General features: G+C 67.6%; 22 protein-coding genes. 18 read left to right on the top strand and 4 right to left on the bottom strand.

Features of this window, described 5'->3' with window-relative positions:
- The first annotated feature begins 103 nt into the window (after window positions 1-103).
- The 8 genes from GC150_06250 to GC150_06215 are packed head-to-tail and all read left to right on the top strand — an operon-like array spanning window position 104 to window position 7,711.
- Window positions 104-976, top strand: coding sequence for a branched-chain amino acid ABC transporter permease (locus GC150_06250; GenBank protein ID MBI1384495.1), 873 nt, complete (start codon window positions 104-106; stop codon window positions 974-976).
- A 3-nt stretch (window positions 977-979) separates the two neighbouring features.
- Window positions 980-2,041 (top strand): branched-chain amino acid ABC transporter permease, encoded by a 1,062-nt coding sequence (locus GC150_06245; GenBank protein ID MBI1384494.1) that lies wholly within the window; start codon window positions 980-982, stop codon window positions 2,039-2,041.
- Complete coding sequence (locus tag GC150_06240; protein ID MBI1384493.1) at window positions 2,034-2,780, top strand: ATP-binding cassette domain-containing protein; 747 nt, start codon at window positions 2,034-2,036, stop codon at window positions 2,778-2,780. Before GC150_06245 ends, GC150_06240 begins: the two co-directional genes overlap by 8 nt.
- Entirely contained in the window at window positions 2,773-3,474 is a 702-nt protein-coding gene (locus GC150_06235; GenBank protein MBI1384492.1) for an ATP-binding cassette domain-containing protein, read from the top strand. Before GC150_06240 ends, GC150_06235 begins: the two co-directional genes overlap by 8 nt.
- A gap of 60 nt (window positions 3,475-3,534) precedes the next feature.
- Window positions 3,535-5,622 carry an enoyl-CoA hydratase gene (locus GC150_06230; protein MBI1384491.1) on the top strand — a complete coding sequence of 696 codons (2,088 nt, stop codon included), beginning with the start codon at window positions 3,535-3,537 and terminating at the stop codon, window positions 5,620-5,622.
- Window positions 5,619-6,530 carry an alpha/beta fold hydrolase gene (locus GC150_06225; GenBank protein MBI1384490.1) on the top strand — a complete coding sequence of 304 codons (912 nt, stop codon included), beginning with the start codon at window positions 5,619-5,621 and terminating at the stop codon, window positions 6,528-6,530. The genes GC150_06230 and GC150_06225 overlap by 4 nt, the downstream gene beginning before the upstream one ends.
- Window positions 6,531-6,566: 36 nt before the next feature.
- The gene (locus GC150_06220; protein ID MBI1384489.1) at window positions 6,567-6,836 is read left to right on the top strand and encodes an Lrp/AsnC family transcriptional regulator; all 270 of its coding nucleotides are present in this window, start codon (window positions 6,567-6,569) and stop codon (window positions 6,834-6,836) included.
- 35 nt (window positions 6,837-6,871) lie between these two features.
- On the top strand, window positions 6,872-7,711 hold the full coding sequence (locus GC150_06215) for a class I SAM-dependent methyltransferase (GenBank protein MBI1384488.1): 840 nt from the start codon (window positions 6,872-6,874) through the stop codon (window positions 7,709-7,711).
- Window positions 7,712-7,756: 45 nt separating this feature from the next.
- Here GC150_06215 and phnE (GC150_06210) read toward each other — a convergent pair whose 3' ends face one another.
- The 4 genes from phnE (GC150_06210) to phnC all read right to left on the bottom strand — a co-directional run bounded on the left by phnE (GC150_06210) (window position 7,757) and on the right by phnC (window position 11,856).
- Complete coding sequence (gene phnE, locus GC150_06210) at window positions 7,757-9,073, bottom strand: phosphonate ABC transporter, permease protein PhnE (protein MBI1384487.1); 1,317 nt, start codon at window positions 9,071-9,073, stop codon at window positions 7,757-7,759.
- A 65-nt stretch (window positions 9,074-9,138) separates the two neighbouring features.
- Window positions 9,139-9,987 (bottom strand): phosphonate ABC transporter, permease protein PhnE, encoded by an 849-nt coding sequence (gene phnE / locus GC150_06205; protein MBI1384486.1) that lies wholly within the window; start codon window positions 9,985-9,987, stop codon window positions 9,139-9,141.
- Window positions 9,988-10,057: 70 nt separating this feature from the next.
- On the bottom strand, window positions 10,058-10,972 hold the full coding sequence (gene phnD, locus GC150_06200; protein ID MBI1384485.1) for a phosphonate ABC transporter substrate-binding protein: 915 nt from the start codon (window positions 10,970-10,972) through the stop codon (window positions 10,058-10,060).
- A gap of 59 nt (window positions 10,973-11,031) precedes the next feature.
- Window positions 11,032-11,856, bottom strand: coding sequence for a phosphonate ABC transporter ATP-binding protein (gene phnC / locus GC150_06195; protein MBI1384484.1), 825 nt, complete (start codon window positions 11,854-11,856; stop codon window positions 11,032-11,034).
- Window positions 11,857-12,308: 452 nt separating this feature from the next.
- Here phnC and phnG point away from each other — a divergent pair, with 452 nt between their 5' ends.
- From phnG to GC150_06145, 10 genes are all read left to right on the top strand, one after another.
- Entirely contained in the window at window positions 12,309-12,800 is a 492-nt protein-coding gene (phnG, locus tag GC150_06190) for a phosphonate C-P lyase system protein PhnG (GenBank protein ID MBI1384483.1), read from the top strand.
- Entirely contained in the window at window positions 12,800-13,417 is a 618-nt protein-coding gene (gene phnH, locus GC150_06185; protein ID MBI1384482.1) for a phosphonate C-P lyase system protein PhnH, read from the top strand. The genes phnG and phnH overlap by 1 nt, the downstream gene beginning before the upstream one ends.
- A 3-nt stretch (window positions 13,418-13,420) precedes the next feature.
- Complete coding sequence (locus GC150_06180; protein MBI1384481.1) at window positions 13,421-14,611, top strand: carbon-phosphorus lyase complex subunit PhnI; 1,191 nt, start codon at window positions 13,421-13,423, stop codon at window positions 14,609-14,611.
- Window positions 14,608-15,540: a carbon-phosphorus lyase gene (locus GC150_06175; protein MBI1384480.1), complete on the top strand. Its 933-nt coding sequence runs from the start codon at window positions 14,608-14,610 to the stop codon at window positions 15,538-15,540. Before GC150_06180 ends, GC150_06175 begins: the two co-directional genes overlap by 4 nt.
- Window positions 15,537-16,358 (top strand): phosphonate C-P lyase system protein PhnK, encoded by an 822-nt coding sequence (phnK, locus tag GC150_06170; protein ID MBI1384479.1) that lies wholly within the window; start codon window positions 15,537-15,539, stop codon window positions 16,356-16,358. Before GC150_06175 ends, phnK begins: the two co-directional genes overlap by 4 nt.
- A gap of 20 nt (window positions 16,359-16,378) precedes the next feature.
- Window positions 16,379-17,095 carry a phosphonate C-P lyase system protein PhnL gene (gene phnL, locus GC150_06165; protein ID MBI1384478.1) on the top strand — a complete coding sequence of 239 codons (717 nt, stop codon included), beginning with the start codon at window positions 16,379-16,381 and terminating at the stop codon, window positions 17,093-17,095.
- Between the two features lie 43 nt (window positions 17,096-17,138).
- Window positions 17,139-18,284: an alpha-D-ribose 1-methylphosphonate 5-triphosphate diphosphatase gene (locus tag GC150_06160; GenBank protein ID MBI1384477.1), complete on the top strand. Its 1,146-nt coding sequence runs from the start codon at window positions 17,139-17,141 to the stop codon at window positions 18,282-18,284.
- On the top strand, window positions 18,281-18,853 hold the full coding sequence (locus GC150_06155) for a metal-dependent phosphohydrolase (GenBank protein MBI1384476.1): 573 nt from the start codon (window positions 18,281-18,283) through the stop codon (window positions 18,851-18,853). The genes GC150_06160 and GC150_06155 overlap by 4 nt, the downstream gene beginning before the upstream one ends.
- Window positions 18,853-19,425, top strand: a complete 573-nt coding sequence (locus GC150_06150; GenBank protein MBI1384475.1) for an AAA family ATPase — start codon at window positions 18,853-18,855, stop codon at window positions 19,423-19,425. Before GC150_06155 ends, GC150_06150 begins: the two co-directional genes overlap by 1 nt.
- A gap of 199 nt (window positions 19,426-19,624) precedes the next feature.
- The gene (locus tag GC150_06145; protein MBI1384474.1) at window positions 19,625-21,748 is read left to right on the top strand and encodes a CBS domain-containing protein; all 2,124 of its coding nucleotides are present in this window, start codon (window positions 19,625-19,627) and stop codon (window positions 21,746-21,748) included.
- Window positions 21,749-21,795 lie beyond the last annotated feature (47 nt).

Below are 21,795 nucleotides of genomic sequence, written 5' to 3'. Positions count from 1 at the left end.
TGAAGGCCGCCTCCCGGCTCGTGATCGCTCCGGCTCCGGCGCGTTGGCGAGCGCGGCTCGACGTTTATTCTTTCCTTCCGATCGGGACCGGACGAGCGCGCGGATGACAACCGAAGCCAGCTTCTGGATCGTGCAGACGCTCAACGCGCTGCAGCTCTCGATGCTCTATTTTCTCCTGTCGATCGGCCTGACGGTGATCTTCGGGCTCCTGCACTTCGTCAACCTGGCGCACGGTGCCTTCTATGCGCTCGGCGCTTTCATCGGCTTCAGCATCGCGGGTGCGACCGGCAACTACTGGGCGGCATTCCTTCTCGCCCCGCTCGCGGTCACCGTGGTCGGCGCCCTGCTCTATCTCGGCCTCGTGCGCCACATGCGTCAGCTCGGCCCGATGAACCAGGTGCTGGTGACATTCGGGCTGATCTTCGTCTTCCTCGACATCTTCCGCATGGGCTGGGGGGACATCGCGCTGAGCTTTTCCGCACCGGAGGTTTTCTCGGGCCGTGTTTCGATCCTCGGTAATCCCTACCCCGCATACCGGCTTTTCGTCATCGTCCTCGGCCTGATGGTTCTCGTGGGGCTCTGGCTGGTTCTCTCGCGTACCCAGTTCGGTGCCATGATCCGGGCAGGTGTCGACAACGAGGCAATGGCGGCCTGTCTCGGCGTCGATGTCGAAAAGGTCTTCTTTGCGGTCTTCTGCCTTGGCTGCGCGCTCGCCGGGCTCGCCGGTGTCGTTGCCGGACCGATCCTGTCGGTCGAGCCGAACATGGGAACCGACATTCTCATCCCGACGCTGATCGTCGTCGTCGTCGGCGGACTCGGCAGCCTCAAGGGGGCGATCTCCGGTTCGCTGCTGGTCGGCTCGATCGAGACGTTCGGGGCGGTGCTGGCGCCGGAACTGTCGGCGGTGCTCGTCTACATCATGCTCGCGGCGGTGCTGATCCTCAGGCCGCAAGGTCTTTTCCCGGCGAGGGCTTGAGGAATGTTCCAACAGACCCACCTCAAGACGGTGACCCTGCTGTTGCTCGCGGCGGCCGGGGTGCTGCACGCCTATACCACGGGCTATTTCGGGCTCGAATTGCTTGCCGAGATCGCGATCCTCGCGCTGCTCGCAGTCAGCCTCGATCTGGTCGCGGGCTATGCCGGCACGATCTCGCTCTGTCACGGCGCGCTCTATGGCGTCGGTGCCTATGTCTTCGCGATGACGACGACCGCGGCCGGCTGGTCGGCGCCAGCGGCCATGGCGGGCGGGGTGTTGCTTTCGGCGCTCGCGGCCGGCTTCATCGGCGCGGTCACGGCACGCACGCATGGCATTTTCTTCATCATGGCGACGCTGGCCTTCGGGCAGATGGCGTATGTCTACGTCTTCAAGAACCGCGACTTCGGAGGTGACGACGGGCTGTCCGGCGTGCCTCGGCTAGACCTTTCGGTCATCGGTGTCGATCTCGGCGATCCGCGTCAGTTCGCGCTCTTCTGCATCCTGATTGCCGCGATCGGCTATCTAGCCGCCGCCCAGGTGCTGCGCTCGGGCCTCGGGAGGGCCATGGTCGGCATGCGCGCCAACGAGGCGCGGATGCGCGCGCTCGGGCTGACGCTGTGGTCGACGAAGGCGGCGGCGTTCGCGATCTCGGGTGGGCTTGCGGGGCTCGCGGGCGTTCTCGCTGCCCAGTATTCGCAGTATGTCTCGCCGGGTCTCCTTTTCTGGACCGTTTCCGGTGAGGTGCTGGTCGTTGTCATCCTCGGCGGCCTCGGGACACTGGTCGGGCCGATCCTCGGGGCGGCGGTGCTGGTGTTGCTGAAGCACGAGGTCTCGAGCCTCACGAATCACTGGCACATCGTGGTGGGGATCGTGCTCATCGTGGCCGTCCTTTCCGGTGGTCGGGGCATCTTCGGGGAGATCGAACGGTTCGTCGGGCGGCGCTCGGGCGCGGGGAGGGCAATCGGCGGGGCGGCGAACGCGGCCGGCGGCCCTGGCGGCCCCGGCGACGCAGAGGCCGTCGGCGAGGCGGCGACCCGACCCGGCGGGGAGAGTGGGCATGCTTGAAGCGCGCAATCTGCGCAAGCGGTTCGGCGCCCTCGAGGTGACCAACAACGTCTCGCTCCGGCTCGAGAAGGGGGAGCGGCGGGTCATCCTCGGGCCGAACGGGGCTGGCAAGACGACGCTTTTCAACATCCTGGCGGGCGAACTCGCGCCCGACGCCGGCAGCATCCGCATCGCGGGTGTCGAGGCCACGAGGCTCGGTGTGGCGGCGCGTGCCCGGCTCGGGCTGGCGCGCAGCTACCAGAAGAACAACCTCCTCTCGGGGCTCACGGTCGGAGAAAATCTCGGACTGGCGGCGGCGGTGGCCGGTCGCAAGACCTGGTCGCTGATCAGGGATTGCCTGACCGATGCGGTCGTGCGCGAGACCGTCGCCGAGGTGGCGGGCCAAGTCGGGCTCGAGGACGTGCTCGCCATGCCGGTCGATGCCCTCGCCTATGGCCAGCGCCGCCAGCTCGAGGTCGGCATCGCGCTCGCCGGCCGGCCGGTGGTGCTGCTGATGGACGAGCCGACTTCGGGTGTCGGGCCCAACATGATCGACAGCTTCCACAAACTCGTCCAGCGGCTTCCCCGCGACCTCACGATGCTGATCATCGAGCACGACATGGATCTGGCATTCGACGTCGCGGACCGGGTGACGGTGCTGAACTACGGTGAGGTCGTGTTCGAGGGCGAGCCGCAGGCGGCCCGTCAGAGCCCGATCGTCAGGGAAATCTATCTCGGCAGCTGGGATGGCCATGCTTGAACTCGAGAGCGTCGTGGCGGGTTACGGGGAGACGCGGGTGCTGCACGGCATCTCGCTCGCTGCCCAAGCCGGGCGCGTGCTCGCGGTGCTCGGGCGCAACGGCGCCGGCAAGACGACTACGCTCAAGTGCATCATGGGGTTGCTCGGCGCGCGCAGCGGCGACGTCCGGCTCGATGGGCGCTCGATCGCCCGCTTGCGGCCATACGAGATCGCGGCCCTCGGAGTCGCCTATGTTCCGGAGACGAGGGATATTTTTCCGTCGCTTACGGTGCGCGAGAACCTTGCGCTGGCCGAACGCATCGCCCGGCGCGGGGAAGTCAAGTGGACGTTGGATCGCGTCCTCGGGCTTTTCCCGCGACTGGCCGATAGGCTCGGGAACGGCGGTGCGCAGCTCTCGGGGGGCGAGCAGCAGATGCTCGCCATCGCGCGCGGTCTCCTCATGAACCCGCGCCTGCTCATCCTCGACGAGCCGACCGAGGGGCTCGCGCCGATCATCGTCGGTCTCATCCACGACAAGCTTGCGGAATTGCGTTCCGAGGGTTTGACGATGGTGCTCGTCGAACAGAATTTCGGGTTCGCGACCAGCCTCGCCGACGACGTGGCGATCATCGGGCGCGGCCGGGTCGTCTGGCGCGGGGGGCCCGCGCAAATCCGCGTCGACGAGGCGGCGCAGGCGCAGTGGCTCGGCGTCTAGGCCAGGGGCCAATGCTTGGCTACCAGGGCGCAACTGGCCTGCGGTCATGGCGGAGGGAATATGAGCGTCGAGATCGAAAGGCGCGGGCGTACCGCCGTGGTGCGCATGGCCAACCCGCCGGTGAATGCCATCTCGAAGGCGGTGCGGGCGGCGCTGCTGGCCGCTGTCCGCGCGCTCGAGGACGACGAGGGGGTCGAGGCGGTCGTGCTCACCGGCGCCGGCCGGGCGTTCGCGGCGGGAGCCGATGCGCGTGAATTCGATTTCGCTCCAGAGCCGCCGCATCTGCCGGAGGTGGTCGGCGCGATCGAGCGGTCGGCCAAACCTTGGGTCGCGGCGGTTCATGGGGCGGCGCTCGGTGGCGGCTATGAACTGGCGCTCGGCTGCAGGCGGCGGATCGCCGGCCCGCGCGCGCTGGTCGGACTGCCGGAGACGACGCTCGGCGTGGTGCCGGGAGCGGGCGGGACGCAGCGCCTCGCCCGGCTCGTCGGGATCGCGCGCGCCGCACGGCTCGTTGCGGAGGGTAAGTCCCTCAAGGCGGAGCCGGCGCTCGCGGCCGGGCTCATCGACGAAATCGTGGACGATCCGCTCGAGCGCTCGCTGGAGGTCGCGGGCGCGCTGGTCGGGGCGCCCGCCGAGCGGCTCGGCGAACAGGCGCCGCCCGCTTCGGACGAGGCCGCGCTCGCGGCGCTCGGCGAGGAGATCGCGCGACGCTACCGGGGCCAGACCGCCCCACGCGAGGCCCTCCGGCTCGTTGCGAGCGCGGCGCATGTGCCGTTCGAGGAGGCGCTCGCGGAAGAACGGCGGACATTCATATCCCTTCGCCAGTCGAACGAGGCGCGCGCGCTGCGGCACATCTTCTTTGCCGAGCGGGCCGCGGCGAAATGCCCTTATCGGAGCGATCCATCGGCGCCGGTCCTTTCGCACGTGCTGGTGGTCGGGGGGGGAACGATGGGGTCGTCCATCGCCTATGCGCTGGACAGGGCCGGCTGTGCCGTCGCCATCGGTGAGGAGGACGAGGCCGGTGTCGAGCGGGCCCGACACAACGTCGGTCGGCTCTTCGACGATGCGGCGCGGCGCGGTCTCATCGACGAAGCGGGCGCCGCCGCCGGACGCGAGCGGATCGCGGTGACGGCCTCGCTCGAAGCGGCACGCGAGGCCGATCTCGTCATCGAGGCCGTGGTGGAGGATTTCGCCGTCAAGGCGCGACTGCTCGAGGCGCTCGATGGGCTTGCACCCGCCCATGCGATCCTGGCGACGAACACCTCCTATCTCGACGTCGATGCCCTGGCGCGCCACACCGGGCGGGCGGACCGCGTTCTGGGTCTCCACTTCTTCAGCCCCGCCCACATCATGAAGCTGCTCGAGATCGTCAGGGGCGCGGCGACCAGCGAGGCGAGCATGGCATCGGCCTACGGGATCGCCAGCCGGCTCGGAAAAATCCCGGTCGTTGCGGGCGTCTGCGACGGGTTCATCGGCAACCGCATCCTCGCGCGCTATCGCGAGATCGCGGACCTCATCCTGCTCGAGGGGGCGACGCCGCCCGAGGTCGACGAGGCGATGGAGGCATTCGGCTATGCCATGGGCCCCTATCTGGCGCAGGACCTCTCCGGCCTCGACATCGCTTATGCCAACCGCAAGCGATTGCGTGCAGGCCGCGATCCCGCTCGGCGCTACGTGACGATTTCCGACCGCATGGTCGAGGAGGGCCGTCTCGGGCGCAAGACGGGCGTCGGCTGGTATCGCTATCCGGGGGGGGGCGGGCCGGTCATCGATCCGCTGGTCGAGGATCTCATCGCCGAGGAGGCGCATTTCGCGCGCCAGCCACGACGTACCTTCACCACCGACGAGATCCAGCGGCGACTGATCGGCGCGATGGTCAACGAGGCGGTGGCGATCCTGGCCGAGGGGATCGCGGCAACGGCCAGCGATGTCGATCTCGTCACGGTCCATGGCTATGGCTTTCCGCGCTGGCGCGGCGGGCTGTTGCACCATGCCGACACGGTGGGCGCGGCGACGATTCTGGCGGATTTCGACATGTGGGCGGGCGAGGACCCGATCATCTGGCGGGCGCACCCCGCTTTGCGCGAGATCGCGGCGGCGGGCGGGCGCATCGCCGACTGGCGACGGCCGCGGGAAGGTGGGGTATGAGCCAGCAGCCCCGCCAGCATCGCCTGACCAGCCAGCGCCTCGCGCTCGCCATCAACGAATGGGGGCCGCCGGATGGCGCGTCGGTGGTCCTGGTGCACGGTGGGCGCGACCATGCGCGCAACTGGGACCGTGTCGCAGAGGTTCTGGCGAAGCGGTGGCGGGTCGTGGCACCGGATCTGCGTGGCCACGGCGACAGCGATTGGACGTCGGATGGCCATTACACCATGTCGAGCTATGTCTACGACCTCGCGGAGGTGATCGACTGGGTGGGGACCGGCCCGGTGCATCTCGTCGGTCATTCGCTCGGCGGCAACATCGCGATCCGCTATGCCGGCCTCTTTCCCGAGCGCATCAAGCGGCTGATGTCGATCGAAGGCATCGGCTTTGCGCCGGCGATCGTTGCCGAAAAGGAGGCACGATCGGCCGACGTCATCATGCGCGAGTGGATCGAGGCGCGGCGCAAGACGCTGGCGCAGGCCCATCGCGGCTATCCGAGCCTCGAGGCGGCGGCCGCGCGCATGCGCGAGGCGCATCCACAACTCGACGAGGCCCTGGTGGCCCACCTTGCGGCACATGGCGCGCGCCAGGGGGCGGACGGTCTCTGGCGCTGGAAGTTCGACCCGTGCGTGCGGGTCTTTCCGCCGGACGACCTGCGCCAGTTCCAGAAGGAGCAGCTCTGGAGTCGCATTGCGTCACCGACGCTGCTCGTCTATGGGGGCAGGAGCTGGGCCTCGAACCCCGAGGCGGACGGGCGGGCGCGGCACTTCCGCACGGCCCGGGTGGTCACGTTCCCGGAGGCGGGCCATTGGGTGCAGCATGACGCCCTCGATGGCTTTCTCGCGCTGCTTTCGGCGTTCCTCGAGGGGCGTGAAGGTCGATCTGAGGAGGAGCCGGGCAAGGCCGGGTGAGCGGCCCGGGCCGGCGCGGCTAGCCAGGAGTGAGCCATGACTGCGACAACGCGGACCTTCCTCGTCTTCGTCAAGTGCGAGCTGGGAAAGACCTATCAGGTGGCGGCCGACCTTGCCGATCTCGAGCAGTCGCCGCAGGTCTATTCGGTCTCGGGAGAGTACGATCTCTTCTGCATCTTCCGGCTGCCGAGCGACGATGACGTCGGACGCTTCATCTGCGATCGCGTGCAGACCATCAAGGGCGTGGCGGCAACCAACACGCTCGTCTGCTTCAATCCCTTCACCGGTGACCGCGGCTTTTCCTGAGCCGGCCGGGGCAGGGTGACCGCGGGGGAAGCCGGATGCGTTTCATTCGTCTCGCGCATGCGCTCTTTGCGCGGCTGACCGGCCATCGTCTCGTTGCGGTCAAGGCGGGCGATGCGCTCGCTTCGCGATCGGGGACGTTGTTCGAGCCGACGCGGCTCGATGCCGGTGCGCTCGAGGCCGACGGCAATCCGCTCGCCCGGTACTTTCTCGCCAGTTCGTCCGCGAGCCTCCACAAGTGGCACCACTACTTTGCCATCTACCATGCCCATCTCGCCCGCTATCGTGGAGCGCCCGGTCTCAGGATGCTCGAGATCGGCGTTTCCGAGGGTGGCTCGCTCGGCATGTGGCGGAGCTATTTCGGTCCGGACTCGACGATCGTGGGGCTCGACATCGATGCGACGTGCCGGCGTTTCGAGCGCGCCCGGGAGGGCATTCACGTCCGCATCGGGGATCAGGAGGATGCTGGTTTCCTCGAGGCGGTGGTCGCCGAATTCGGTCCCTTCGACATCATCATCGATGATGGCGGCCACACGACGTCGCAGCAGATCGCGAGCTTCGAGGCGCTCTATCGAGCGGGTCTGCGCGACGAGGCGGTCTATCTCGTCGAGGACACCCACACCAACTACTGGGACACCTTCAAGACGGAGCCGGGTGGGGAGACGTTCATCGGCTTTGCCAAGGGGCTCGTCGACCAGCTCCACGAGCCCTATCTCGAGGGCCGGCGGCTCAAGAACTTCGCGATGGAGAATCCGTCCCGGATCACGAGCCTCGATGTATCCTGGTTCGCCGCCAACACACACGCGATCGCATTCTACGATTCGATCGTCGTCATCGAGCGCCGGCCGCGCCTCATGCCCGTCGTCGAAAAGCGCTGAGCGCGCCGTCGGCACGCATCACGCGGTCGGCCGATGCCACGAATGTCATCCCTCGATCAGCTTGCGGCGCAACCAGGTCGAAAGGCTGTCCATCATGATGACGACGACGATCGTCAGGACGATGATGTAGGCGACGTTCTCCCAGTCGCGGGCAGTGCGCATGGTCTCGACCAACAACAGGCCGATGCCGCCGGCGCCGAGCGCGCCGATGACGGTGGCCGAACGGGTGTTGGATTCGAGATAGTAGAGGGATTGGGAGAGGAAAACGGGGAGAATCTGCGGGATCACGCCGAAGCGGTAGCGCTGGATCTGGCTCGCGCCCGTCGCGCGAACGCCCTCGACCTGTTTGTTGTCGATGTTCTCGAGGGCTTCCGAAAAGAGCTTGCCGAGAGTGCCGGTGTCGGTGAAGGCGATGGCGAGCGCGCCGGTGAGCGGGCCGAGGCCGAAAGCGCGGATGAAGATGAGCGACCAGATCAGCATGTCGATACCGCGCAGGACGTCGAACAGGCGTCTGACGAAGAAGCGCAGTACGCCGGAGGGCGAGAAATTGCGGGCCGCGAGGAAGGCGAGCGGCAGGCCGACGAAGGAGGCGACGAGCGTGCCGAGAACCGCCATCATGATGGTCTCGAGGAGGGCGATGAAGACCTCGTTGTGCTGCCAGTCGGGATTGCGCCACCATGTAAGGAAGATGTGCTGCCAGTTGGGCATTCCGTCGTCGATGCGATCACCGCTGGTGGCCAGCGTCCAGAGCTCGCCGGCGCTCTTGTCGTGGAGCTCGGAGCGGAATGGAAACCAGAAATTCTCCCAACCGAAGAAGTAGCGGTGGACCTCGATCTTGGCGCGCGAAACCTGCACGCGCCGACCGAGCGTCGGGCGGGCGTCCAGCTTGTTGGGGGCGACGATCAGCCAATCCGGCCGCACCCCGTCGGGCAGGTCGGCGGTAACGCCGTTGGCATCGGCGCGCGCGGCGATGATCCCATAACCGGGCACGGTAAAGCGCATCGATGCGCCATCGATCTCGACGACATAGCCGTCCTCGAGGTCCACGGCCGCCTTGCTGCCGGCGACCGCGACCCAGTTCGGCGGCTCGGCGTAGGTGGCGGTGCGCTCGCCTTCGACGGAGACCTCGTAGCGGGCGGTGCGGTTGTTGTGGACGACGTGGACCTTGTGGGCGACGGCGTCGGTCCCGAGGATGACGGCGTTCTCCCAGCGGGCATTCTGGAGCAGCTTGGGCACGTCGAATGCGAAATGGGCATAGACGAGATAGCCCGCGATCGCAGCGATGATGGAGAGCAAAAGCCATGTGCGACCGCCCGCCATGCGCAAGGCCTCACGCTCGATGGCGGCACGATCGACGGCCATTGCGGTTGCTGTGCTGGTCATACCTTGCATTCCTCAATGGACCGTCGTGTCGGCCAGGGCCGGTTTCAATGGGCGCGATCGGATCGCGTCAACCGCTGGCGGAGATAGGATGAAAGCTGGTCGACGGCGACGATCGTCAGGATGAGTAGGACGAAGATGGCGGCGGTCTCGTCCCCCGCCCCCTGACCCCACCCGATGGTGCGGCGCAATTCCGTTCCCAATCCGCCGGCGCCGACGTAGCCGAGGATGGCGGAGGCGCGCACGTTGATCTCGAGACGCAAGAGGAAATAACTGAGGAAGTTGGGGAGCACCTGCGGGATCACGGCGAAACGCATGCGCTGCAGCCAGCTCGCGCCGCACGCCCGCAGCCCCTCGATCGGCTTGCGGTCGACGTTGTCATTGACTTCGGAAAAGAGTTTGCCGAGGGCGCCCGTCGTGTGGAAGGCGACGGCGATCATGGCCGGAATCGGTCCGCCCCCGAGCACGAAGATGAGGAAGAGCGCGATGATGAGTTCGGGAAAGGCGCGCGTCACGTCCATGATGCGGCGCACGACCGGGATCAGCGGTGGCCAGACCTCGAGACTGCGCGAGGCAAGGAAGGAAAGAACGAGAGCGCCGAGGCCACCGAAGATGGTCGCAACGAGCGCGATGTTGATCGTCTCGACGAGTGCGGGGATGAAATGGACGAGCAGCCCGAAGAACGCGGTGCCCGACTGCCAGGCCTCGATGACGATCTCGCCCGGGTAGTCCCAGAACTGTTTCAGTCCGCCGAAGAAGGAGCCCGAATTCATCCGGCTCGCTTCCAGGAAGCCCGCGATCATCGTCGCGGCGACCACGATCAGCAGAATGCCGGAGTAGAGCCGGCGCCGGGCCTCGATGCGATGGATCTCCTGTTCGATCGACGCGGTCGCCATCCCCGTCCCCCCTGGTCGCGAAAGCGGTCCCGGACGCGCCGGGACCGCTCGTGCCGTCTTCGAGACGACGTCAGTTCGATTTCGCCTTCCGGGCGGCGATGATCGACTCGTAGGCGGCGTGCGTGACGGGGGCGATGCCCTTCACTTCGCCGGCCATGACGCCATAGGCGCACTCCTGGTCCATCGAGGCGAGAGAGGCCATGAGGCCGGTCACCAGCAGCTTGGTGGTGGTCGGCAGGGCCTTGCGCAGGACGATCGGCCCCTCGGGGATGATCTTGGAGCGCCAGATTTCGACGAGGTCGGTCATGTTGACGAGACCGGCGTCGGCGGCCTTGCGCAGCGCGCCGGAATTGTAGCCGTCCTCCCAATTGCCGAGGCCGTCGGCCCAGGTGACGCCAGCGTCGACGTCGCCGTTGCTCACCGCGACGATGGTCTGCTCGTGGCCGCCCACGAACTTGACCTCACCGAAGTATTCGCCCGGCTTCATGGAGTAGCCGGCGGTCGGGATCTCGATCGAGGGGATCAGATATCCCGAGGTCGAGTTCGGATCGCCGAACGCGAAGACCTTGCCCTTCATGTCGTCGAGCGACTTGATGCCGCGGTCGACGCGCGCGAAGCCAACGGAATAATATCCGAACGAACCGTCCGTATTGATCTTGACCAGCACCGGTTCGACCGCATCCGGGTTGGTGAGATAAACCTTGGCGTAGGCCGAGGCGCCGAGCCAGGCCATGTCGATCGAGCCGCCGAGCAGGCCCTGGATCACGCCGTCGTAGTCAGCAGGAGCGAAAATCCTGGTCGGCACGCCGAGGAGAGCCTCGGTCTTTGCGCGCAGGCACTCGTTGGAGCGCAGGCGGTCGGAGGCGTTCTCGCCGCCGAGGATGCCGATGCGAAACTCGGTGATCGGCGTCTCGTCGGCCAGGACCGGTGAGACAGCCGAAATCGTCGCGGCCACGGCCGCGGCAAGGATCGTCTTGAAGTTCATGATACTTCCCTCTCTCTCCACCACGGCCACCCCACCCTCGGCGGAGTGGCCTTCCGCGGTCACTCCGCGGCGGCGCGGGCCTCGAGGGGGCTCGCGACCGTTTCGTAGGTCCTGGTGATGCTCGTCGAGGTCGCGGCCTCGTTGAACTCATCACCGGCACCATAAATCTCCATTGCCGCTTCGCGTGTCAGCGCGCCCGACGATCCGTCGAAGACCACCAAGCCGTCCCGCATGCCGATCACACGATCGCAGTAGGTGCGCGCCGTATCGAGCGTGTGCAGGTTGCAAATCACCGTGCGTCCGTCGCGCTGATGGATTTCGCGCAGCGCCTTCATGACGATCTCGGCGTTGAGCGGATCGAGCGAGGCGATCGGTTCGTCGGCGAGAATGATCTGCGGCTCCTGCATCAGGGCGCGGGCGATGGCGACACGCTGCTGCTGGCCGCCCGAAAGGGCCTCGGCGCGCTTGGTTGCCTCACTCGCGATGCCGAGGCGGTCGAGTGCAGCCACCGCATCGCGGATATCGTCCTTTCCGAAGATGTTGAAAATGCTCTTGAAGGTTCCGTGGCCATTGAGCCGGCCGAGCATCACGTTCGTGACCACGTCGAGGCGCGGAACCAGGTTGAACTGCTGGAAAATCATCGCGCAGTCGCGCTGCCAGCGGCGCTTTGCGGCGCCCGTGAGGCGCGTCACGTCGGTTCCGTCCCAGATGATGGAACCGCCAGAGGGTTCGGTCAGGCGGTTGATCATGCGCAGAAGGGTGGATTTTCCGGCGCCTGACTTGCCGATGATGCCCACCATCTCGCCGCGGGCGATCTTGAGGTCGGTGGCGGCAACGGCGGTTCGTGCTCCGAACCGTTTCGTGAGCGCTTTCAGTTCCAGCATCCGGACCTCCCGCTTCGTCGAGCAGCCACCTAGCGGTCTCGTGTTTCAACGATGTGACAGCCGGGAGGGCCTCTGTGGAGTATGGGCCGGATGCGGGCGAAACGTGCCCTGCGATGTGGTTGGTCGCAAGCACGGCGGTCTCGTCACCCGCTGTGCGACGCGGATCGAGGCGAACCCCTGACGTCATGATACTGTCGTGCGAGACATAGTAGGGACGGCCCGTCGGCTCGAAAGCACGGAGTGCACGAGGGCTTGCAGGTGAGTGGCAGGCTGCCGTACGAGGGGGGTGCGCGTGGACCACGGCAACAGGCGCAGCGCTCGGCTCCGATGATTTCTCCCGACTCGGTCGCGCATCGGTGGCACGGGCTCTCGCCGAGGCGGTGCACGGGTGCGCGTATGGGCCGGCGAGTAGAGACCCTCGGTCGCTCACGTCGATCGGGTTCGGGAAAGTCATGAAGAAAGATCAAGCACAACCGACCGATACCAGCGCAGAGGCGAGCGGGCGGTTGCGGCTCGCCTGCGCGATCGCCGTCGCTCGGGGCGAGGAACTCGGCGAGGCCTACGGCTCGCTCTCGACGGGCGCGGCCATTCCGGTATGGCGCTACGTGCGGCGACCCGAAGTGGGCTTGGTGATGGCGCGCGGACGGATGGGTGGTGGTGGCGCGCCGTTCAATCTCGGGGAGGTGACGGCGGTGCGCTGTGCCATCGCGCTCGACACGGGGGAGACGGGGTTTTCCACCTGTCTCGGGCGGGACCGGCGCAAGGCGGCGTACGGAGCTCTCTTCGATGCCCTCTGGCAGCGCGAGGAATGGCGCGGCGCCGTGGAAAAGCTTCTTGTCGAGCCCGTTCTCGCGCGCCAGAGCGCCGAGGACGAAATGGCGGCCCGAGAGGTCGCGGCGACCCGGGTCGAGTTCTTCACCATGGCGCGAGGCGAAGACAAGTGATGCCAACCCACACCGCCGCTGCCTTGCCCGGACTCGCGGATCCGGTTCGCGACAGTCAACGGATTTTCCGCGCCGTGATGGAGGCGCTGTCGCGTCCCGGAATGCCCCGCCCGCTCACCGAGCTGCCGGCTCCGCCCGAGCCGCTCACCGCAGAGACGGGCGCGGTGATCCTGACGCTCGCCGACGTGGACACGCCGATCTGGATCGATGCCCGACTGGCGGGGGTTCCCGATGTGCCGGCCTGGCTGCGGTTCCACACGGGCGCGCCGATCGTCGCGGAACCCGGGGCGGCGAGTTTCGCCCTGATCGGCCATGCGCTCGCCATGCCCGCGCTGACGGCTTTCTTTCCGGGCACGCTGGACTATCCGGATCGCGGCGCCACGGTGCTGATCGCGCTGGAACGTCTCGTGGCCGGCTCGGAATTCGGGGTGCGGCTCGAGGGACCGGGGATCGAAACCGAAGCAAGGCTCGCGGGCGCGCCCCTGCCGGCGACATTCTGGCGGCAGGTCGCGGAGAACAATGCGGGCTTTCCGCTCGGTGTCGACATCATCCTGACGGCGCCGGGAGTCGTCGCGGGGTTGCCGCGCTCGACGCGGGCGATCGCGAACGGGGAATGACGCATGTATGTGGCGGTCAAGGGCGGTCAGAAGGCGATCGACAACGCGCACCGGCTGTTCGCCAAGCGGCGGCGGGGCGATGCGGCGGTCGCGGAACTCACGGTCGAGCAGATCGCGGGTCAGCTCAAGTTCGCGGTCGACCGCGTCATGGCCGAGGGCTCGCTCTATGATCCCGAGCTTGCCGCGATGGCGATCAAGCAGGCGGGCGGCGATCTGATCGAGGCGATCTTCCTCGTTCGCGCCTTCCGCACGACGTTGCCGCGCTTCGGCTATGGCGAACCCGTCGATACGGCGGCGATGCGACTGTCGCGGCGGGTCTCGGCCGTCTTCAAGGATCTGCCCGGCGGGCAGTTGCTCGGGCCGACGTTCGATTATTCGCACCGCCTGATCGACTTCGATCGACCGGACCATGGGGAGCTACCCGAACCTTGCGAGGCGGCGGAGCCGGGCGCTCCGGCGCCGCGCGTGACGGACGTGCTCGGGCGCGAAGGGCTGCTGGAGCCGGATGCCGGCCTGCCGGGAGCCGAAGGAGATGAAAGTCAGGGGGAGGGCCGCGAGCCGGCCGCCATCGGTGATCTAACGCGCGAGCCGCTTTCCTTTCCCGCCGGACGGGACGTGCGGTTGCAGAACCTCGCGCGCGGGGACGAAGGCTTTCTTCTCGCGCTCGCCTATTCGACGCAGCGCGGCTATGCCCGCAACCATCCCTTCGTCGGTGAACTGCGCGTCGGGGAGGTGATGATCGAGTTGACGAGCGATGAACTCGGCTGCGCCGTGCCGATCGGGCGCGTCACGCTCTCCGAGTGCCAGACGGTTAACCAGTTCAAGGGGAGCGCCGTCGCGCCGCCGCAGTTCACGCGCGGCTATGGGCTCGCCTTCGGCCAGAGCGAGCGCAAGGCGCTGGCAATGGCACTGGTCGAGCGGGCGCTCAGGGCGGGGGAACTGGGTGAGGAGCGCACGGCCCCGGCCCAGGACGAGGAGTTCGTGCTCTCGCACTCGGACAACATCCAGGCGACCGGTTTCGTCGAGCACCTCAAGCTGCCGCATTACGTGGATTTTCAGGCCGAACTGGATCTCATCCGACGCCTGGCCCGTGAGCATGCGGCAAGGGAGGCGGTACGGGGCGAGGAGAACAATGAGGTGCCCGAGCCGCCAGTGGTGACTGCTGCGACCTCCGGGACGGAGGCGGCCGAATGAACGAGATCGAAGCACTCGCGGGCGACGATGCGAGCCCCTACAACTTCGCCTACCTCGACGAGCAGACCAAGCGCATGATCCGGCGTGCCATTCTGAAGGCCATAGCGCTCCCCGGCTATCAGGTGCCATTCGCCTCGCGCGAGATGCCGATGCCCTACGGCTGGGGCACGGGGGGCGTGCAGGTGACGGCCGCGATCCTCGGCCCCGACGACGTTCTCAAGGTCATCGACCAGGGCTCGGACGACACGACCAATGCCGTTGCCATCCGCGGCTTTTTCGAAAAGACGGCGGGTGTCGCCACGACAACGAGAACCGGCGCGGCCAGCGTCATCCAGACCCGCCACCGCATTCCCGAGGAGCCGCTGCGGGACGATCAGGTGCTGGTCTATCAAGTGCCGATCCCCGAGCCGTTGCGCTTCCTCGAACCGCGCGAGACCGAAACCCGGCGCATGCACGCGCTCGAGGAATACGGTCTCATGCACGTCAAGCTCTATGAAGACATCGCGCATCACGGACGGATCGCAACGAGCTATGCCTATCCGGTCCGCGTCGAGGGGCGCTACGTGATGGACCCCTCGCCGACGCCCAAGTTCGACAATCCCAAGATGCACCGCTCGCCCGCCCTCCAGCTCTTCGGGGCGGGGCGGGAAAAGCGCATCTACGCCGTGCCACCCTTCTGCCATGTCGACAGTCTCGACTTCGACGACCACCCGTTCGAGGTGCAGAGCTGGCCGGACCAGGAGTGCGGCCTCTGCGGCGCACGGGAGGTTTATTTCGACGAGGTGATCCTCGACGACCGCGGCGGACGGATGTTCACCTGCTCGGACAGCGATTTCTGTGAACAGCGCCGGGCGGCCGGCCATGCCGGACCGATGCTCGCGGCAGCTCCCTCCTTCATCGACGAGGGCGGGGGAGGGCGGGGGCGATGAGCGCGCAAGCCGGGAACCACCCTTCGGCGGCGGACGGTACGGTGGGGCCGCTCTTGACCGTCGACGGGCTCACCAAACTCTATGGCCGGCACGTCGGTTGCCTCGATGTCTCGTTCGACCTCTGGCCGGGCGAAGTGCTGGCGATCGTCGGGGAATCGGGCTCCGGAAAGACGACGCTCCTTTCCTGCCTCTACGGCGTGCTCGAGCCGACGCGCGGGCTCGTGCGCTACCGCATGCGGGAGGGCGGGCTGCGCGACATCGCAGGTATCAGCGAGGCCGAACGGCGCCGGCTGATGCGCACGGACTGGGGGTTCGTGCATCAGAACCCGGCGAACGGCCTGCGCATGGGCGTTTCGGCGGGCGCCAACATCGGCGAGCGGATGATGGCGAACGGCGTGCGGCATTACGGCAGTATCCGCGCGGCGTCCGAAGCATGGATGGCACGCGTCGAACTCGATGCGACGCGCATCGACGACCGGCCGAGCACGTTCTCGGGCGGCATGCGCCAGAGGCTGCAGATCGCGCGTAATCTCGTCACGGAGCCACGCCTCGTCTTCATGGACGAGCCGACCGGGGGGCTCGACGTCTCGGTGCAGGCGCGTCTGCTCGACCTCCTTCGCGGGCTCGTTGCCAATCTCGGCCTGGCCGTGGTGCTGGTCACGCACGATCTCGCGGTCGCCCGGCTGCTTTCGCACCGGATCATGGTGATGAAGGGGGGAAGCGTCGTCGAGTCAGGTCTGACGGACCAGGTGCTCGACGATCCGAGGGAGGCCTATTCGCAATTGCTCGTCTCGTCGATCCTGCAGGTGGGGAGCTGAGGATGGAAAGCGTGATGCGAATGGGCGCCAGAGCGCCGGCGATCGAGGTGCATGGGCTGGCAAAGACGTTCGTCATGCACCTCCAGGGCGGTATTCGTCTCCCCGTTCTCTCGGGTGTTTCCTTCGACGTCCGGGCGGGCGAGTGCGTCGTCCTCGCCGGTCCCTCGGGGGTTGGGAAGAGCTCCATCCTCAGGATGATCTACGGCAATTACCGAGCCGACGGCGGGAGCATCATGGTGGCCGACGGGACCGGGGGGAGGATCGACGTCGTCAGCGCCGCGCCGCGTCAGATCGTTGCCCTGCGCCGCAGCGCGATCGGCTACGTCAGCCAGTTCCTCAGTGTCATTCCGCGCGTATCGGCGCTCGAACTCGTTGCCGCTGTCGCGGTGGAGCAGGGGACGAGCGAAGCGGAAGCAAAATCGCGGGCCTGCGACCTGCTGTCCAGGCTCAACATTCCGGAACGGCTCTGGGGGCTCGCGCCGGCGACGTTCTCATGCGGCGAGCGCCAGCGCGTCAACATTGCGCGCGGCTTCATCGGTGATCATGGCATCCTCCTGCTCGACGAGCCGACCGCTTCGCTCGATGCCGAGAACCGCGCGGTCGTGGTCGCGATGGTCGCGGAAAAGAAGAAAGCGGGCGTCGCGATGCTCGGCATCTTCCACGATGGCGACGTGCGCGCGGCGGCCGCGGACCGTGCGGTCGATGTCTCGGGGTTTGCCGCAGGACGCGCCGCGTGAAGCCTGGAGCGCCGCCAATGCTGAGTGATGAGAGGGCATGCTCATGACGAAGGCACCGCAAGAGAAGGTTTTCCGCAACGCCCGGATCGTGTTGGGCGACCGCGTCGTATCGGGCGCCGTTCTGACGCGTGGAGGACGCATCGTCGAGGTCGATGAAGGGGTGACGACGGTCGGCGAGGATCTCGAGGGGGACTATCTCATCCCGGGTCTCATCGAACTCCACACCGACCACCTCGAGCAGCATTTCCAGCCGCGTCCCGGCGTCAAATGGCCGGCGCCCTTCGCCGTACAGGCACACGACGCGCAAATGGCGGCCTCCGGCATCACGACCGTATTCGATGCGCTCTGCGTCGGGCTCGGTGACCAGCGGCTCACCACCACGGACCTCGTCGATCTCCTCGACCAAATTCAGACCTCCCTTGCCGGGGGCCACCTCAGGATCAACCATTTCACGCACATCCGCTGCGAGGTGCCGAGCGAGAACGTGCTCGGTGAGTTCGAGCGCCTAGCGGAGCGCCCGGACCTCAAGCTCGTCTCGCTCATGGATCACACGCCCGGTCAGCGCCAGTACGTCGATCTCGACAAGCATCGCACCTACACCATCGGGCAGAAAATCGTCTCGGTGGACGAATACGACAGCTACGTGGACGAAAGACGCGCGCGTGCCTCCCGTTTCGTGGTGAAGAACAGACTGGCGCTCGCGGCCCATTGTAGGGAGCGTGGCATCGCGCTCGCCAGCCACGACGACGGCACGCTCGAGGAGGTGGCGGACGCGGTGCGCGACGGCGTCAGGATCGCCGAGTTCCCGACGACTCTCGCGGCCGCGGCAGCCTCGCGCGAGGCTGGCATGCACGTGCTGATGGGGGCACCCAACCTCGTTCGCGGGGGCTCGCACTCGGGCAACGTCTCGGCTCGCGAACTGGCGGAGGCGCGCGTGGTCGATGTGCTCTCCTCGGATTATGTGCCCTTGAGCATGATCCAGGGAGCCTTCCATCTGGCGGGGCTCGGGCTCGGCTTCTCGCTACCCGAGGCGATTGCGCTCGTCACATACAATCCCGCCGAGGCCGTCGGGCTCGAGGACCGCGGCCTGATCGCGCCGGGCCGGCGGGCGGACCTCGTGCGTGTCCAACCGTCCGTGTATGGTCCGGTGGTTCGCGAGGTTCACATCGAGTCAAGGAGGGTATCATGACGAAGAGGTCAGGCGAGGCAGTCGTCGACATGCTCATCGAGCGGATGCAAGAGGAAGGCGGCGCAATGTACGCGGGCGAGGCGGTGACGCAGCTCCAGCACGCGCTGCAGGCGGCGGACCTCGCGCGCTCCGAGGGTGCCAGCGGCCATCTCGTGGTGGCGGCGCTTCTGCACGACTTCGGCCACCTCCTCAACGACGACGACGCGGTGGCCGCCGCGCGCGGCGTCGATCAGTTCCACGAGGAGATGGCGGCCAACTATCTCATGAAGTGGTTCCCAGCCGAGGTGACCGAGCCGATCCGCATGCACGTGCCGGCCAAGCGCTATCTCTGCGCCGCGGTGAAGGGATACTTCGACAGCCTCTCGCCAGCCTCGAGGCAGTCGCTCGCGGTCCAGGGGGGCACCTTCAGCGAGGCGGAGGCGGCGGCCTTCATCGCCCGGCCCCACGCTCCGGCCGCCGTCGACCTCCGGCGCTGGGACGATCTCGCCAAGGACCCGACCCGTGCGGTGCCGGGCCTCGGGACCTACCGTGAGGCGATGCTGCGCGCGCTCGCGGCACCGGCCAACTGATGCAGAAGGCGCGCCCCACTGGCCGGCTCGTCCTCGTCGTCGGGGCTTCCGGCGTCGGCAAGGACACGCTCATCGCCGGGGCGCGCGCGCAACTGGAGGGCCATCCGCGCATGCGCTTTCCAAGGCGCGTCGTCACGCGCGCGAGCGATGCGCACGAGGAGGTGCTCACCACCTCGAGCGCCGAATTCGAGAGTGGGGAGCGGGCCGGCGACTTCCTCGTCGCCTGGCGAGCGCACGGGCACGGTTATGCGATTCCCGCCACCGTCATCGACGAGATCGCCCGGGGAGCGATCGTCGTCTGCAACGCCTCGCGCGGCGTGCCGGGCGCCGTCGCCGCTCGCGGCATCCCGGTCTCGGTCGTCCTCGTGACGGCGCCAACGGCGTTGATCGCGGCGCGGCTCGAGCGGCGCGGGCGCGAGACGGGCAGCGAGGTCGGCACGCGACTCGCCCGGGCAGGAGCGGCGCTGCCGGAGGGGCTCGAAACCGTCGAGATCGTCAACGATGGCACGCCCGAGGATGGCATCGCCCGGCTCTGCGGCCACCTTCTGGCGCTCGCCGGGGGCGGTTCCTAGCGACCGGCGCTGTGCGATTGGCGCCGGGTAGACGGCCCGAGCAAGCTGCTTGCATCCGGCATTCGGCGAAGGGAGCCTTGCGCGCGGCCTTGCACTCTGGTTGCGTGGGGCAAAGCGCTGGCGGGCGAGGTGGGGGCCGCAGCCGACCGGCGTCGTCCAATCGGCCGGAGTCGTCGTCGGCCGTCAGCGGAGCACCCCGATGTCGAAAACGCCCGAGGCCCGGTCCTCGCTCCTGACGCCCCTCGTCTCGCTCAGAGGGATCGTGCTGGACACCGAGACGACCGGGCTCGATGCCCGCGCCGCACGCGTGGTGCAGGTCGGTGCCGTCACGGTGGTCGGCGAGCGCATCGAGCGCACGCTCGCCTTCGATCGCCTCGTCGATCCGGGCGTGCCCATCCCGCCCGCCTCGACCGCGATCCACGGGATCGGCGATGCGGATGTGGTCGGGGCTGCCTCGTTCGGCGAGCTCTGGCCGGAGCTGACGGCCTTCATCGGCGATGGCGTTATCGTCGGCCATACCATCGACTTCGATCTCGGTGTCCTCGAACGCGAGGCGCAACTTGCCGGCGTCAACTGGTCGGGGCTCGGTGCGCTCGATATCCGCAGGCTGGCGCAGATCGCCAACCCCAGCCTCGCCAACTACAGCCTCGACGGGCTCTGCCGTTGGCTCGAGGTGACCATCGAGGGACGGCATACGGCGCTCGGCGATGCGATGGCGACGGCCGAAGTCTACGTACGGTTGCTACCCATGTTGCGCCAGCGGGGCATTCGCACGCTCGCGGAGTTGCATCTGGCGCTGCATGCGCTCGCCGACCGCACCGCCAAGCAGGAGGGGGCGCTCGCGGCGGTCGGTCCGACGCTCGCCGGACGTGACGAGGTGCCGGCACCGGCGGCGCGAGTCGACAGCTATCCCTACATTCACCGGGTCGCGGACGTGATGAGTTCACCGCCGCTCACCGCGCCCGACAGCATGACGCTGCGGGAGGGCATGCGGCTCCTCGTCAAGCGCGGTGCGAGTTCCGTCTTCGTCATGGACGAGGCGGGCGTTGCGGGCATCGTGACGGAGCGCGACGTGCTGCGCGCAATCGATGCCGATGGGCCGGCGGCGCTCGAGCGTCCGCTCGGGGAATTGCGCAAATTGCCGCTGCAGGTGGTGCGCAGCGATGCCTTCATCTACCGGGCGATCGGGCGCATGGACCGGCTCGGCATTCGCCACCTCGGGGTGGTCGACGCAACGGGCGCGCTGGTTGGGGCGGTGACGACGCGTAACCTGCTGCGGCACCGCTCGACGACGGCGATGATGATCGGTGACGAGACGGTACTCGCAAAGAGCGAGGCGGAGTTGGGGAACGCCTGGGCGAAGGTGCCAGCGATGGCTGCCCGGCTCGTCGAGGAAGGGGTGGAGCCGCGCACGATCGCCGCCGTCATCAGTTCGGAAATCTGCATCCTGACGCGCCGGGCAGCGCAGATCGCCGAGGAACGCATGCGCGAGGCCGGCCGTGGCGGGCCGCCGGTCGCCTATGCGGTGCTCGTGCTCGGCTCGGCCGGGCGAGGCGAGAGCCTGCTCGCGGCCGACCAGGACAACGCGATCGTCTATGCGAGCGGTGATGCGGGCGGTCCCGAGGACCACTGGTTCGAGGAACTCGGGCGGCACATGACGGACATCCTCGATGCGATCGGGGTGCCGTTCTGCAAGGGGGGCGTCATGGCGCGCAATGCGCAGTGGCGGCGCAGTGTCGGGGCCTGGAAGGAGGTTGTCGACGGCTGGGTGACGCGGCAACGTCCGGACGACTTGCTCAACGTCGACATCTTTTTCGACATGCGCCCGGTGCATGGCGACAGCCGGCTCGCCCATGAGGTCTGGGCCTATGCCTACGAGCGAGCGAGCAAGGTGCCGAGCTTCTGGCGGGCGTTGTCGCACGTGCTCGGCAACTGGCGCAGTGTTCTCGGCATGTTCGGGTCGATCCGCACGGATCAGAACGGGCGCGTCGATCTCAAGATGGGCGGGTTGTTGCCGATCGTGACGGCGGCGCGCATCCTCTCGCTGAAAACCGGCGTGATGGCGCTCGCAACGCCCGATCGCCTGCGGGCCGCGGTCGAGAAGGGCATCGCCTCGGGCGACCAGATCGAGGAGATCATCGCCGCGCACAGCACCATCCTCGGGGCAACGCTCGGCCAGCAGCTGGTCGATGGGCAGGCGGGCAAGCCGCTCGGGCCGCGCATCGAGGTCAAACGCCTTTCCCGGCCGGCGCGCGACGACCTCAAGGATGCGCTGACCAGCATACCGGGCGCCGTCGATCTCGCTCGCGAGGGAATGCTCTAAGCGGGCCACCCGACGGTTGACATCGGCATCCGGGACGTGGTCGTCGC

It is taken from the genome of Hyphomicrobiales bacterium (genome assembly GCA_016125495.1).
In the GTDB taxonomy this organism is placed as follows: domain Bacteria; phylum Pseudomonadota; class Alphaproteobacteria; order Rhizobiales; family RI-29; genus RI-29.
Note: the sequence above shows the minus strand (reverse complement) of the source record. Positions and strands in the feature narration are given on the sequence as shown.